The sequence below is a fragment of the Gilliamella sp. BG1 genome, from assembly GCF_046635625.1.
Taxonomy (GTDB): Bacteria; Pseudomonadota; Gammaproteobacteria; order Enterobacterales; family Orbaceae; genus Gilliamella; species Gilliamella bombi.
Map to the genome: position 1 here is coordinate 73,311 of NZ_JBIDFG010000007.1, position 13,561 is coordinate 86,871.

Below are 13,561 nucleotides of genomic sequence, written 5' to 3' on the forward strand. Positions count from 1 at the left end.
AAAAAATTAGGCACTTTCTTTTTGCCGGCTTAATGTCGGCAAATTTTATTTAAAAGAATATTGGATTATGACAAAACAAGAACGAAATAAAGATTTTAAAAAATTCCTCAAGTTAACCAATCCCATTCATTTTTTAGCTGTAGGACTAGGTAGTGGTTTATCTCCAATTATGCCCGGAACAATGGGATCGTTAATGGCGATTCCACTTTGGTTATTATTTTATGGTTTACAACCAGCTTTATACTGGGTATTTATTTTAGTGACTTTTATTTTTGGTTGTTTTATTTGCCAAAAAACATCGGATGATACCCATACGCACGATTCAGGGCATATAGTATGGGATGAATTTGTTGGCATGTGGATCACCCTATTTTTTATTCCACAACTTTCTGTTATGTGGATTGCGATAGCCTTTGTAGCATTTAGGATTTTTGACATGGCAAAACCGTGGCCAATTCGTTGGTTTGATAAACGTATACCTGGCGGTTTTGGTATTATGGTGGATGATGTGATTGCAGCTATCTTTTCATCATTCACCGTTTATATCATGACATTGGTTATTTAAGATGTAATCTTATACTAAAACGCATACTTTCCTGAAAGTTTTTTACAAAAGTAGATTAAAACATCTTTTGCGACCATCCTAACTTAGTCGAAAGATTATTAAAATAATCATAATCTTTGGTATGAATTAAATTAAATTCATATAAAGATCGGCGAATAATCACATCTTGCGTTGGTTTGACCGGTAAAATAATTTGGCTATCACAGGCAATATTTAAATCAAGCGCAGTAGTTGGAAATTTAAGATGAATTGGGTTATTGCCTTTGATAACCAAAGGTCTAACTGCTAACGAATGCGGAAACATTGGCGTAATAATTAATGCATCTAAATGAGGCGCTAAAATAGGGCCTCCAGCCGATAACGAGTAAGCGGTAGAGCCTGTTGGCGTTGCAATAATTAACCCATCAGCTCGCTGTGAAAACGCATTACGTTCATTAATGTAAACATCATAGTCAATCATATGCGCTACAGTGTTAGGAGTGACGACAATTTCGTTTACGGCGAAACTCGAATTAATCAAATTACCATTATCATAAATGGAAACTTCTAATAAAAAACGAGGATCATCCTCATATTCACCGGCAATAACAGGACTTAATTGTTCAATTACTTGTTCATGCGAGATATCCGTTAAGAAACCGAGATTACCTCGATTAACACCAATCACTTTGATTTTATAGTGTGACAAGTACCTAGCCGAACGTAGCATATTTCCATCACCCCCCACAACAATGGCTAGGTCAGCTTGTTCACCAATTGTTTCTAACGAAGCATAATGGCTAACAGGAAATTGAATATGATCCGCTAAGCGATCTTCAACTAGCACATGAATACCAAGACTAACAAGCCAATCATAAAGCACTTGATGAGTTTCGATTGCCTCTAATTTACGAGGAAGCCCAATGAGACCAATGCATTTAAAAGGTGTATTCATAAAATATCCTTGTTATTCTTTTATATAACGATATGTATTTTTTCGTCACAGGTCAAAAAATTACATATCAATTTACTGATAAGCTTGTAATCATAAAAATTGTCCCCATAATAACCGTAATTCACTAAGTTTTCGACTACATTATTTGGAGTACCTTATGACAGAGCAAGATAAAAATATGTCAGAAAATGAAACTAACATTGACACACCAGCTGAAGAAACAACAGAGCAAGAAGCTCCAGCGCAACCAAGTCTAGAAGAGCAATTAAACGCAAAAGATGCACGTATTGCAGAGCTAGAACAAGCATTACAGTTGGCTAAAAAAAATGAAAGCGAAGCCATGATTCGTGCGCGAGCTGAAATTGATAATGTTCGTAAACGTGTTGAACAAGATGTTGATAAAGCTCGTAAATTTGCACTAGAAAAATTCTCTAATGAATTATTACCCGTTATTGATAATTTAGAACGAGCTTTAGAATCTACAGATAAAACCAACCCTGAGCATAAAGCTACTGTTGAAGGGCTAGAACTGACATTAAAATCATTCCTAGATACTGTCAAAAAATTTGGTATTGAAGTGATTAATACTGAAGATTCACAACTAAATCCTGATGTGCACCAAGCAATTAGTATGGTTGAATCACCAGAACATCAATCAGGTCAAATAGTAAATACCATCCAAAAAGGCTATACCTTAAATGGCCGGTTAATTCGTCCTGCGATGGTAATTGTTGCTAAATAGTTATCTTTAGATAGGTTAACCGCCAATCACTGTGGCGGTTAATTTTATTGATTCCGTTGCTCCTCACGAGCAAGTTTCTTCATTTTTTGTTCAATTCGTTGACGTTTTAATGGTGAAAGGTAATCAACAAAAAGTTTACCTTTTAAATGATCCATTTCGTGTTGGATACAGATAGCAAGTAACTCATCGGCATCAATTTCGTAAGGATTGCCATGGCGATCTAGGGCTTTAATTTTGATTTTTTCTGCTCTTGGCACAAATCCACGACAATCAGGAACCGATAAGCACCCTTCCTCAATACCCGTTTCACCTTCTTGGCTTATCACTTCAGGATTGATGATCACATAAACTTGGCTTTTATCTTCTGATACATCAATAACAATAATTTGTTCATGTACATCAACTTGGGTTGCTGCAAGCCCAATACCATTTTCGTCATACATGGTTTCGATCATGTTATCAATGATCGTTTGTAGCTCAGGGGTGAACTTGGTAACAGGCTTAGCAACTTTGCGAAGTCGCTCATCAGGAAAACGTAATACCGGTAAAATAGCCATAAATTCTTCGATCTACTCCTCAAATTTCGGGTTTATTCAAACTATTGCTCATTGTAAACATTTATCATACTGATGAATAGCCCTTGTTGGCTATTGGTAGTATTTATCTTATCAATTCAAGATATCTAAATCATTTAAAACGAGTGCGGAAAGATTATGATGAGTAAATATGAATTCTTATTAAGAATTTCAATGGTTGGATATGGAAAACAAAATATTTTTGAAAAAATTGGACAGCTTTTTGCTAACGGTTTACCAAGTAGCATACAAAATGTGTCTTGTTTGTTAAATAAACTAGGATTGTCGGATGTTCAATTAGTGCGTTTTTATGAAACATCATATCTTCATTTAGAACCAATACTTCAATGGTTAGAATCACCCCACCCACAAAAACACCTTATTGCTTATTGTGATAACGATTATCCTTTATTACTTAAACAAATTTGTTCTCCGCCTTTATTGTTGTTTGTTTTAGGTAATCGACAGTTATTACATTCACCTCAATTAGCCATGGTTGGAAGTCGTGAATTTAGTGAATATGGAGCACAGTGGGGAAGATATTTTGCTAGTGAATTAGCTATTAATGGTTTAACAATTACCAGCGGTTTAGCGCTTGGATTAGATGCTATTTGCCATCGTGGCGCACTTGAAGTATCGGGTCATACCATCGCAGTGTTAGGCAGCGGTTTAGCAAAAATTGCACCAAGATCAAATTTAAACTTAGCCAATGATATTTTGGAGCAAGGTGGGGCTATTGTGTCCGAATTTTTTCCATTTGAAAAAGCCAGATCCGTCTATTTTCCTCGTCGGAACCGAATTATTAGCGGGTTAAGTTTAGGAACTTTCGTGGTTGAAGCTTCAGAAAAAAGCGGCTCGTTAATTACTGCGCGCTATGCACTTGAACAAAATCGAGATGTATTTGCCTTACCAGGTGATATTAACAATGAAAACTGTAGTGGAACTCACTATTTAATTAAACAAGGCGCTTATTTAGTTTCTAAACCAGTTGATATTTTAGAGCATTATTATAGTTATTTATCAGTAGTAAATAGCTCGTGTAATCAGCTTAAAGAAGAACAGAATAATTCTATTTTGTATCCTGAAATTTTTGCTGTGATTCATCATCAACCTATCCCTGTTGATATTATTGCTCAACAAGTAAATATGTCGATTTCAGAAGTGAGCGTCAAATTATTAGATATGGAACTAGAAGGTTTAATAAAGACGGTAACAGGTGGTTATATTCGTAATCGAGTGATTTAAAATTAAAGATTTTTTGTCAAAAAGTTTCCGGTAATTATACGTTTAAGTATAAAAACCGCCGATAAGTACCAGCGGTTCACACTATTTTTTATTTATCTTCAATTTCAAGAGCAATTTCAGATAAGATGATACCTGTGTTATCAGCATAGACAAAATCACCTGAGAAAAAAGTCACTCCACCAAAATTAACACGAATATCAATTTCACCAATGCCTTGATCTTCAGCACCAACAGGAATAGCAGCTAGAGCTTGAATGCCAATGTCGGCTTCAGCTAGATAATCAACTTGGCGAACAGCACCATAGATAATTATTCCTTCCCATTGATTTTGAACAGCAATATCTACTAGCTCTGCATCAATTAGCGCTCGACGAACAGAGCCACCCCCATCAATAACAAGGATTTTTCCTGAGCCGTCTGATTGCAAAATTTCGTATAGTAAGCCGTTATCTTCAAAACATTTAACTGTTACAGCTTGACCTGAAAACGATGCTACGCCACCAAAATTACTAAATATTGGTTCAACTACGTTAACATCTTCTGGGTAATAATCGCAAAGAATTGAAGTATCAAACTCCATTATCAAGTCTCCTTTTGCTGTGATATATAAGTTTATTTAGTATAACGCTAATGCCAAGTAAAATGATATTAAAATTAAATAAACGTGAACTAGCTCAAAATAATCCCCAAACAATAAAGTAAATTAGTCAATAAAGCAAGTTTGACCATCTGTAATAATAAAGGTACCCCTTCTTTGTGCGTATTAAATTGAAAAACCATATAAATATGCTTAATAAATAACGGTAATGTTAATATAAACAAACCGCTCCAGATTGTTTGTAATTTATTGTATGCAAATAAACTTAGCGAACAAAATGCTATGAGTAATAGCAATAAATGATAATATCGCCCCATACATTTACCAATCATTACCACTAAAGTACGCTTATTACTTTTTCGATCTAGTTCTATATCACGAAGGTTATTGATATTAAGCACAGCAACGGATAACAAACCACAGCCTAAAGAAGGTAAAATAATGGATAAAGAGAATACCTTAGTTTGCAAGTAGAAACTACCCATGACACCAATCAAACCAAAAAAAGTAAGTACTGATAGATCGCCAAATCCAATATAGCCGTAAGGTTTTTTACCTATTGTATAAGTTATTGCGGCAACAATAGATAATAATCCTAATAATATAAAAATAAATAATTCATAAATATTATTACAAGCAAATATAAGCAAAATCAGCCCAAATAAAATACATAAAAAAATATTAATCCATAGCGCTATTTTTAGCTGCTTAAGTGTAATTAAGCCTAATTGTATACCTCGATTATGAGCAGTAAGATTGTTTTGATCGCTACCTTTAATTTCATCTCCGTAATCATTGGCTAGATTAGAAAGAATTTGTAACAATGATGCTGTAATTAATGAAAACAGTAGTATCCAAAAACTAAATTGATGTTGCCAATAAGCTAGTGCATTACCTACTAATATCGCAGAAAGAGAAAGAGGTATGGTTTTTAACCGTAAACTAATAATCCATGGGTAAAATTTATTGTACATTCAATAACTGTATTATTTTTAGTGAAAACTATAAATCATAATAACAGGAATACTGAATTAATTCACTGTGTTAGTAATAAAAAGCTCCTTCAGTAAAACTCAGATTATTTTCCGTATATGCACTTTACCCATATTTATCATTTAGCTACGCATTTTTGAATATCGAAACGTTTTCATTTTTCTAAATATACTTCTAACTTTTCCTTCTCGTAAGGCTGATATGAAAATACCTAACGAGCTATATATTACTCCTAGTAAAAGTATCATAAATATATTTAGCCAGTTATCTGATAAGCTTAACCCCATTTGATTCACTCCTGCAATCATATTGGTTGCCCAAGTTGAAGGTAGAGAATAAGAAACACATTGCACCCATAATGGCATTGCATCAATAGGCCAAATGGTTCCTGAAAGATAGAAAACAGGTGTGGTTAAAAATGCTAATGTAAGATATATCATCTCAGTACGGCGTAAACATTCTGTTAGTAATTTGCTCAAACCTAGCGCACCAAGCAATAATAGAAATGTCATGATTAATATTTCGGGAATGCTAGCTAATTGCCGATAACCAAGTATCCAAGGCCATAAACCAAATAATACAATAGATAAAAATAACCAAATAGGTAATAACCCACATAAACTGCCAAAGACAACAATTTTAGGCGGTTTGCCTTGAGGTAGCGAATTTAAAGTGATATTAGTACGAGTTGAAGCAATTAAAAAAGAGTGTTGTAGCAACATGACTAACAAACCTGGAAAGGTAATGGCGGCAAAACTGATGCCTGCATTATAAAGTGGTTCGGTTTGACCTTTTATAGGTGATAAAATAATATTGATCTGTTTATCTGAAAATCCGTTATTACGCATTATTTTAGTATTATATTCAGTCAATATCTGCTGATATATCCCTTTTATATCAACTTGTATTAAACCATTAGCTAAACGACTTGAAGCATCACCATATGCAGGAATTGTAACTTCTTCACCATTTATTAGACGCTTTTCAAAATCTCTTGGAATTGTGATCACAGCAAAAAGTTTACGATTATTGATATCATCATAAGCTTGAAGAGAGCTTTCATAAATAATCGTATCAATTTTTGAACTTGTTTCTAATGAGCGAATTAAACCACGGCTTGTTGGAGTATGATCTTGATCAACAATTGCTATCGGTAAATTAGTGATAGTTCCATTAATATAAACAAGGCTCATTAATGATACTGACAACAGTAACAATAACCACATTGGTCGTCCTAACAGATAAAAGAATATTTTTATAAATGAAGACCAAAATATTTTAATCATCTAAATTTATCCTCTTACTGTGAATGTAAACGTCTTACTAGACGCTTTCTGACTAATACGGTAATAATAATTGGATAGATCATTAAAATTCCGCATGTTTTTAACACCGACAAATAACTAGAGTGACGCAAAAACAGATCGAACAGTTTATTTAGTGCATAAGTTAATGGTTCAAGCGAAGAGATAAATCTAGCAATCCATGGCATGGATAGTTCAGGTACAACAACACCAGAATAAGTTAATGCAAGTCCAACTAAAATACCTATATAAGTATAGGCATCAATAGGAGTTTTAGTAAAAGTGTATAGCAAAATACCAATGCTTTGTGCTGCAATAACATAGAAAAATACCACTATCATCATGGCAAACGGAGAACCTGATACACGCGCATTAGAAAACAAAACGAGCATAGCAATTTCAAAAATAAGCAGCATAGTAAACCAAATTGTATAAGGTGCTAATTTCCCTAAAACAAAAGGGTAGCTAGGACGAGTTCGCTTTGGCAACTGTGCTAAAATGTGAATTGTTGTGGTTACAACAAATAGCTGCAATAAATGCACTACTGCGGAAAATTGTTGGAAGTACATTGAGTTACCACTAGCATTAAATAAACCATCATAATTAAAGTTAACTTTTGCCAATGGGGGAACTGGCATGCCAATACTCGTAGCCATGGTGGTTCGATATTGGGTATTGATTGTTGCTATCAACCCAGAATAATCCATGATCGAATATAATCCAGCACTATAATATAACGCATTATAGTAAAGCATTGGTGTAGGTTGGCGACCTGATAATACATCCGCTTCAAAATTAGGTGGAATATAAAGTAGCGCATAAATTTTTGCTTTTTGCAGATCACGCTCAGCATCAAAAAGTTGGCTATCATAATTGATAAGATCTGCATGTGCTGCAGCATTAAGATTACGCACGAGTTCGCGTGATAAAGTACTCTTATCTTGATCAATATAACCTACTGGTAAATCATATAATACACCTCGATAAAAAATACTACTAATTAACACAAAGATAATTAGTGGCATAATCCACATTAACCAGTGAAAGGTAAATCGCCTAAAAATTTGTGGTATTTCGGCGTTAAACGCCTCTTTAAAACGATGCCAGAAATCTAACATTATTTGTCTAGCTTCCATAATGTGCTCATACCTGCACGTAAACCTTCAACAGGTGCAATAGGATAGAGTCTTACTTCAAAGGTTTTTAAATCAAAATCTCCTGTTGCTCTTGTTGCACGTTTAGTTGCATAATCGCCCATTGGTGCTATATAACGAATTTCGGCTTCAATTTCTTTGTGATTGAGTGCAGGTACTTCAAGTATAATATGATCACCTTTGCGAATATTAGACATAATATCTTCACGCAAGTTAAATACAAAATAAGCTTGAGGTAATTGAATCACTGTTAACAATGGGCTGTTAGCATTAAACAATTCGCCGACTTCAGCAGGAATAGAACCAATTTCACCTGCTACTTGCGCTTTAACTTGTAAATCATCATATTGTATTTGTAGCTGTTTAAGTTGCTCTTCAGCTTCTTCCAATTTGGCAGCATAAATTTCACGTTGCTCAATACGATCTCCATTTTTAGCTTGGTCTAAATTAGCTTGTGCTGATTGAACTTGTTGAAAAGCTGAGTCACGTGTTTTTAAAGCATTATCTAAGATAGATTGAGAAACATAACCTTTGGCCGAAATAGCTTTGTTACGCTCATATTCTTTGGAAGCATTATCATATGTTACCTTTGCTTGCTCAAGAATTGCTTCATAATAACGAATGCTTTCTTCACGAGTTCCATGCTCCGAAAGTGCTAATTGAGCTTTTGCTTGGTCTCGCGCTGCTTCAGCCGCTTTGACTTGAGCTAAAAGCTCAGGGCTATCGAGAGTAATAAGAATATCACCAGGTTTAACGTCATCACCTCGATGAACATGAATAAATTGCACTCTACCTTTGGCTTTAGAAGCAACGCTAACATTCGGTGCATCAACTTCTCCTTGTAGGATAAACTGACTATTGTGTGAGCGAATTAAAATCGTCATTGATATTAAAATAACGATTAACGCAATAATAGTAAAAACTTTTTTGTTCATAAAATTTTGTATAGAGTGGTATTAAAGAGATAAGAAATAGAGAATTAAAATTATTATATACTTTGTAAAATAAGCATATGTAAAATTTACTCTCTCCCATTATACGAAAATTGCTTTATTTACACAAAGCATATCAATTTAATTTAAAAATGAATTAATATCAATACTAAGTTATTATAGTGGTAACTGATTTTTTATATCTACTTAAAATAAATTTTATTAATTATAAAATGATACTTTAATAGGTTTTATTTATAAGTGATATTAGTCAAATAAAATAGATAAAAACCTACTTATTTAGTAAACTATTAAAAAATAAAAATTTAAGGTATTTAATATGGTTAAAATAATTATTATTGGTGGTGGCGCAGGAGGATTAGAATTAGCAACTGATCTCGGCGATAAATTAGGGAAAAGTAATCAAGCCGAGGTTACACTAATAGATAAAAATACTTATCATATTTGGAAACCTTTATTACATGAAGTTGCTACTGGTATTCTAAATGAGCAAGCTGATAAAATTGATTATGCTGAACAAGGACAACAACACCATTTTCAATTTATTCAAGGCACGTTTACTAATCTTAATCGTGAAGAAAAGCATGTTATTATTGAGAATTCAAATAGTGAATCTATTTCTGTACCATATGATACATTAGTTGTGGCAATAGGAAGTACTTCAAACGATTTTGGCACACCTGGAGTTAAAGAACATTGTATCTTTTTAGATGACCAAAACGCTGCAATTCGTCTACGTGAAACACTGATTACAAAATTTGCTAGTTTTTGTTCAATTATTGATGAACATGAAACGACGACTGAAGATAAAATTCGTATTGCTATTGTTGGTGGTGGCGCAACAGGTGTTGAATTAGCTTCTGAGTTACCTCATATGGTTGAAACATTTGGCAACTGTGGTCGTAATAAAATGTGTTCTGATTTGCTTGATGTATCTATTATTGAAGCAACTGACCGTATTTTACCTGCTTTACCTGAAAAAACGGCATTAAATATTACCGATACCCTTCAAAAACGTGGTATTCATGTATTAACAAAAACCATGATAACCAAGGCGGAAAGTAACGGCTTTTATCCAAAGGAAGGCGATATTATTAGCGCAGATATTATGATTTGGACTGCAGGTGTAAAAGCGCCAGACTATTTAAAAGATATTGCTGGTTTAGAATCAAGCCGTTCGAATCAACTGGTAGTTAAACCAACATTACAAACAACGCGCGATGATAATATTTTTGTTATTGGTGATTGTGCTTATGCTATGCAAGACAGCGGCCGAGCCTCACCTGCTACAGCACAAGCCGCACATCAAATGGCAAAAATATGTTATGAAAATATCATTAACATGTTAAATAATAAACCAATGAAGTTATTTAAATATACAGATAATGGTACAATTATTTCTTTGCATGATACAGCTCAAGGTGTGGTTAAAATTGCTGGTAAAGGCGAAATGAAAGTTAAAGGTTTTTTTGCTTTAATGATCCATCGCTTGTTGTATCGCATGCATCAAGCAAGTCTGTTAGGTATTGTCAAAACAATTCGATTTGTTAAAGCTAGCAAAGAGGTGTATAAAAATAAATTTGCCTCTATTTTTACTCATCAAGACTAGTTTCCCATTTAGATAGCTACTTACAAATACTATTTTATAAGTAGCTATTTTATAATTTATAACATTATTTACAGGTAAGGGGAATTTAATACGTTTTATTATATTATTTATGCTGTCTGTCTCTAGTTAGCTTTTTAGTATTGCTAGTTATAAACCTCAAGATAGTGATTTTATTTTTCCATCCACACAATCAACAAAGTCTGGCTATTGAACAAGCAACAAACTCTCCATACATTCATATGGTAATTATTTTTAATACAAATGGTAAGCCATATATTTTTGAAACGGCTAATAAAGTAATTTATACACCACTAACTAGTTGGGTTTCACGTGGTAAAATAAAAAATTACGTTATCATACGATTAAAAAATCACAATTTATCTAGGATGTGTTTATCTTTGATGGCAGTTTTTAAATGACATAGTGAACGTTATAATAATTTTGCCAAAAATAACCATAACTTAGTTCATTATACCGTTAACAATGTTAACAGGTAAGCAGTGGGAAGGAAAACGCGACTGAAAATAATGAAAAGTACGAATCGAGTTTATAACAAAACAGAATATAGGGTGACATTTGAGGAAATACTGTTCCAAATAAGAACAGGTATTTCTTGGCGAGATTTGCCGACTACATTTAGTGAATGAAATACAGTTTATAGATGTTTTAATTTATGGTTTAGAAAAAAGTATATTAATGTATATTATCAAATAATTATTAAGTATAGCTGATTTCGAATGGGTTTTCTCGATGATCTATTGTGCAAGCACATCAACATAGCTCAGGTGCAATAACTCAGCATTTAGAACAAATAGGAATTATGCAAGCATGTTATCGCTGATATTTATACTTTTGTGGCTACCAATGTATTGTTGATTAATATATAAACACAAAAGATCAGCAGTCTATAATTACAACTTAATTTTTACATGGTACACTTTGTGGCGTCATCTACAAGAAATCAATTTAGGTAATAATATGAAAAAACTAACTATACTGATATTGTTAATGTCATGGCCACTAGTATCTTTAGCCAAAGGACCTAATTGTTATACTTGGCCTATGAACATGACCATGGTTTGGATGAAAAATGAAAAGATAGTAGATATCCAAGACTTGGATGAATCAAAAACCAAAATAATGCAATTGGCCTCAGAGAAAATAAAAAAAGATTTATATACGCAAATTTATCACTTTGTTTTTTATGATAAGAATGGTAATAGTTACGAAGTTATTACAAAAAGCCAAGCATCATACGAAGAATGTTCAATGAGTGATGTGAATAAATATCTAATATCCAAAAGCCAAGTTCATCAATAGGTTATCTAATAATAGGTAAGTAAACTCGGTATTTTAGACTGTTTTTAGTCAACGATATAAGTAATATAGGTAAAAAGAATAATTTAAGGTAATTATATGAAAAAGCTTTCTTTATTAATATTGTTAATATTATGTCCAATTCTATCCTTTGCTAAAGGGCCAGATTGCCATAATCATGCTCTGAATAAGGCTAAAGAGTGGTTAAAAAGTAGTAATATAGTGGAGATTGAAAACTTGAATCAATCAAAATTGAGAATAACACTTTTAGCATCTGAACAGAAAAGTAAGGGTTTATATACACAAATTTACCACTTTGTTTTGTATGATAATCAAAATAAATCTTACGAAGTCATCACAAAAAATGAAGATTCTGATAAAGAATGCTCAATAGGTAACGTTGATAGTTATTTAGTAGCAAAACGCCAGGTTGATTATTTTGATTAATTAGTGAAATTACTAAAGATTTCAGACGTGTTTAACCAAACTATATTATTGCTTTATCAATTAGTTAGCTAAATGAATACGGCAAGACAAAAAATTAAAGGTTGTAAAATGAAAAAAAATTTCTTAATTATTGGGCTAATAATGTGGCCTATAATCTCTTTTGCTAAAACACCTAATTGTGCAAATGCTTTCATGAATAATGCGGCTTGGTGGATGCAATATGATGGAGGAATCGTTGAGATGGCTGATTTAGATCCATCAAAAACAACAGTAACATTATTGGCATCAGAAAAAAAGAAAAATACAAATAATATGATAAAGAAAAAATATGTATATACCCAAATTTATCGCTTCGTTTTTTATGATGATAATGGCAATAGCTATCAAGTTATAACAAAAGGTGATGCGGTAGAAGTTAACGAAAATGATATTACTGAATTTTGTTCAGCTGGATTGAGCAACGTTTATTTTGTATCGAAAAATAATTTAAGTGTAGATAGTAAATAATTCGATTGATTAACTAATCTTTTTTAGCTTTAATTTGGATATAGAATGGGTACAACTCACAAGTAAATGTTGGAAAGTCCTTTAGCAATCAACTTATCGGAAAGTTAAAAAAGGCTACTTGTAATACAAAATAGCCTTTTGTGTATGATAAAAAATCAAAAGCAAATTATTGCCCCATACGGCGAGTCAATTCGATAACGCGAATTTTTGCCAAAGCTTTTGATAATTCAGCAGATGCTTGTGCAAATGACATATCATCACTTGGGTGATTGATATGTTCTTGTGCTTGTCTTACTGCTTCTTGTGCTCTTGCTTCATCTAAATCTTCACCACGAATTGCAGTATCTGCCAAGATAGTTACGATGTTAGGTTGTACTTCTAAGATGCCACCAGATAGATAAATAAACTCTTCTTCACCATCCGCTTTCACAATGCCGACCATGCCTGGTTTTATGGTTGTGAGTAAAGGGGTATGGCCAGGATAAATCCCAAGTTCACCTTCCTTACCTGTGACTCTGATTCGCTGAACATCACCCGAAAACAGGTGAGATTCAGCACTAACAACTTCTAATTGATAGGAAGTTAGTGCCATAATACGATCTCCATTAATACGATCTT

General features: G+C 33.2%; 15 protein-coding genes and 1 pseudogene. 8 read left to right on the top strand and 8 right to left on the bottom strand.

Going from position 1 to position 13,561, the window contains the following annotated elements; all coding sequences use genetic code 11:
- Positions 1-67: 67 nt before the first annotated feature.
- Positions 68-565 carry a phosphatidylglycerophosphatase A gene (locus ACGH80_RS04815; RefSeq protein ID WP_034947327.1) on the top strand — a complete coding sequence of 166 codons (498 nt, stop codon included), beginning with the start codon at positions 68-70 and terminating at the stop codon, positions 563-565.
- A gap of 55 nt (positions 566-620) precedes the next feature.
- Here the strand turns inward: ACGH80_RS04815 and nadK are convergent, their stop codons facing one another.
- A complete protein-coding gene (gene nadK, locus ACGH80_RS04820; RefSeq protein WP_296299982.1) occupies positions 621-1,499 on the bottom strand; it encodes an NAD(+) kinase in 879 nt (292 codons plus the stop codon).
- A 157-nt stretch (positions 1,500-1,656) separates the two neighbouring features.
- Between nadK and grpE the strand changes: the two genes are divergently transcribed.
- The gene (grpE, locus tag ACGH80_RS04825; protein WP_034909401.1) at positions 1,657-2,241 is read left to right on the top strand and encodes a nucleotide exchange factor GrpE; all 585 of its coding nucleotides are present in this window, start codon (positions 1,657-1,659) and stop codon (positions 2,239-2,241) included.
- 44 nt (positions 2,242-2,285) lie between these two features.
- Here grpE and def read toward each other — a convergent pair whose 3' ends face one another.
- Positions 2,286-2,798: a peptide deformylase gene (gene def / locus ACGH80_RS04830; protein WP_065605826.1), complete on the bottom strand. Its 513-nt coding sequence runs from the start codon at positions 2,796-2,798 to the stop codon at positions 2,286-2,288.
- Between the two features lie 156 nt (positions 2,799-2,954).
- Here def and dprA point away from each other — a divergent pair, with 156 nt between their 5' ends.
- Entirely contained in the window at positions 2,955-4,061 is a 1,107-nt protein-coding gene (gene dprA, locus ACGH80_RS04835; protein WP_296299985.1) for a DNA-processing protein DprA, read from the top strand.
- Between the two features lie 88 nt (positions 4,062-4,149).
- Here dprA and rraA read toward each other — a convergent pair whose 3' ends face one another.
- From rraA to ACGH80_RS04860, 5 genes are all read right to left on the bottom strand, one after another.
- Positions 4,150-4,641: a ribonuclease E activity regulator RraA gene (gene rraA, locus ACGH80_RS04840; RefSeq protein ID WP_065590596.1), complete on the bottom strand. Its 492-nt coding sequence runs from the start codon at positions 4,639-4,641 to the stop codon at positions 4,150-4,152.
- A gap of 89 nt (positions 4,642-4,730) precedes the next feature.
- Positions 4,731-5,633 (bottom strand): 1,4-dihydroxy-2-naphthoate polyprenyltransferase, encoded by a 903-nt coding sequence (locus ACGH80_RS04845; RefSeq protein ID WP_065590595.1) that lies wholly within the window; start codon positions 5,631-5,633, stop codon positions 4,731-4,733.
- Between the two features lie 141 nt (positions 5,634-5,774).
- Positions 5,775-6,935, bottom strand: a complete 1,161-nt coding sequence (locus ACGH80_RS04850; RefSeq protein WP_411630638.1) for an ABC transporter permease — start codon at positions 6,933-6,935, stop codon at positions 5,775-5,777.
- Between the two features lie 17 nt (positions 6,936-6,952).
- Complete coding sequence (locus tag ACGH80_RS04855) at positions 6,953-8,074, bottom strand: ABC transporter permease (RefSeq protein ID WP_202983963.1); 1,122 nt, start codon at positions 8,072-8,074, stop codon at positions 6,953-6,955.
- Complete coding sequence (locus ACGH80_RS04860) at positions 8,074-9,045, bottom strand: HlyD family secretion protein (protein ID WP_065561638.1); 972 nt, start codon at positions 9,043-9,045, stop codon at positions 8,074-8,076. Before ACGH80_RS04860 ends, ACGH80_RS04855 begins: the two co-directional genes overlap by 1 nt.
- 337 nt (positions 9,046-9,382) lie before the next feature.
- Here ACGH80_RS04860 and ACGH80_RS04865 point away from each other — a divergent pair, with 337 nt between their 5' ends.
- From ACGH80_RS04865 to ACGH80_RS04885, 5 genes and pseudogenes are all read left to right on the top strand, one after another.
- A complete protein-coding gene (locus ACGH80_RS04865; RefSeq protein WP_296299991.1) occupies positions 9,383-10,672 on the top strand; it encodes an NAD(P)/FAD-dependent oxidoreductase in 1,290 nt (429 codons plus the stop codon).
- 471 nt (positions 10,673-11,143) lie between these two features.
- A pseudogene (locus ACGH80_RS04870) lies at positions 11,144-11,489 on the top strand (transposase); the annotation flags it as partial.
- Between the two features lie 161 nt (positions 11,490-11,650).
- Positions 11,651-11,992: a hypothetical protein gene (locus ACGH80_RS04875; protein ID WP_411630619.1), complete on the top strand. Its 342-nt coding sequence runs from the start codon at positions 11,651-11,653 to the stop codon at positions 11,990-11,992.
- Between the two features lie 96 nt (positions 11,993-12,088).
- Positions 12,089-12,436: a hypothetical protein gene (locus ACGH80_RS04880; protein ID WP_065590591.1), complete on the top strand. Its 348-nt coding sequence runs from the start codon at positions 12,089-12,091 to the stop codon at positions 12,434-12,436.
- Between the two features lie 108 nt (positions 12,437-12,544).
- Positions 12,545-12,943 (top strand): hypothetical protein, encoded by a 399-nt coding sequence (locus ACGH80_RS04885; RefSeq protein ID WP_411630620.1) that lies wholly within the window; start codon positions 12,545-12,547, stop codon positions 12,941-12,943.
- A 166-nt stretch (positions 12,944-13,109) separates the two neighbouring features.
- Here ACGH80_RS04885 and ACGH80_RS04890 read toward each other — a convergent pair whose 3' ends face one another.
- Positions 13,110-13,535: a F0F1 ATP synthase subunit epsilon gene (locus tag ACGH80_RS04890; RefSeq protein WP_034911289.1), complete on the bottom strand. Its 426-nt coding sequence runs from the start codon at positions 13,533-13,535 to the stop codon at positions 13,110-13,112.
- Positions 13,536-13,561: the final 26 nt, after the last annotated feature.

Bases quoted from the DNA above. Each gene is read 5' to 3' on its own strand.
- grpE (WP_034909401.1), top strand. From the start codon at position 1,657: ATGACAGAGCAAGATAAAAATATGTCAGAAAATGAAACTAACATTGAC.
- ACGH80_RS04865 (WP_296299991.1), top strand. From the start codon at position 9,383: ATGGTTAAAATAATTATTATTGGTGGTGGCGCAGGAGGATTAGAATTA.
- ACGH80_RS04815 (WP_034947327.1), top strand. From the start codon at position 68: ATGACAAAACAAGAACGAAATAAAGATTTTAAAAAATTCCTCAAGTTA.
- ACGH80_RS04860 (WP_065561638.1), bottom strand. From the start codon at position 9,045: ATGAACAAAAAAGTTTTTACTATTATTGCGTTAATCGTTATTTTAATA.
- def (WP_065605826.1), bottom strand. From the start codon at position 2,798: ATGGCTATTTTACCGGTATTACGTTTTCCTGATGAGCGACTTCGCAAA.
- ACGH80_RS04855 (WP_202983963.1), bottom strand. From the start codon at position 8,074: ATGTTAGATTTCTGGCATCGTTTTAAAGAGGCGTTTAACGCCGAAATA.
- rraA (WP_065590596.1), bottom strand. From the start codon at position 4,641: ATGGAGTTTGATACTTCAATTCTTTGCGATTATTACCCAGAAGATGTT.
- ACGH80_RS04845 (WP_065590595.1), bottom strand. From the start codon at position 5,633: ATGTACAATAAATTTTACCCATGGATTATTAGTTTACGGTTAAAAACC.
- ACGH80_RS04875 (WP_411630619.1), top strand. From the start codon at position 11,651: ATGAAAAAACTAACTATACTGATATTGTTAATGTCATGGCCACTAGTA.
- ACGH80_RS04890 (WP_034911289.1), bottom strand. From the start codon at position 13,535: ATGGCACTAACTTCCTATCAATTAGAAGTTGTTAGTGCTGAATCTCAC.
- ACGH80_RS04885 (WP_411630620.1), top strand. From the start codon at position 12,545: ATGAAAAAAAATTTCTTAATTATTGGGCTAATAATGTGGCCTATAATC.
- ACGH80_RS04880 (WP_065590591.1), top strand. From the start codon at position 12,089: ATGAAAAAGCTTTCTTTATTAATATTGTTAATATTATGTCCAATTCTA.
- dprA (WP_296299985.1), top strand. From the start codon at position 2,955: ATGATGAGTAAATATGAATTCTTATTAAGAATTTCAATGGTTGGATAT.
- nadK (WP_296299982.1), bottom strand. From the start codon at position 1,499: ATGAATACACCTTTTAAATGCATTGGTCTCATTGGGCTTCCTCGTAAA.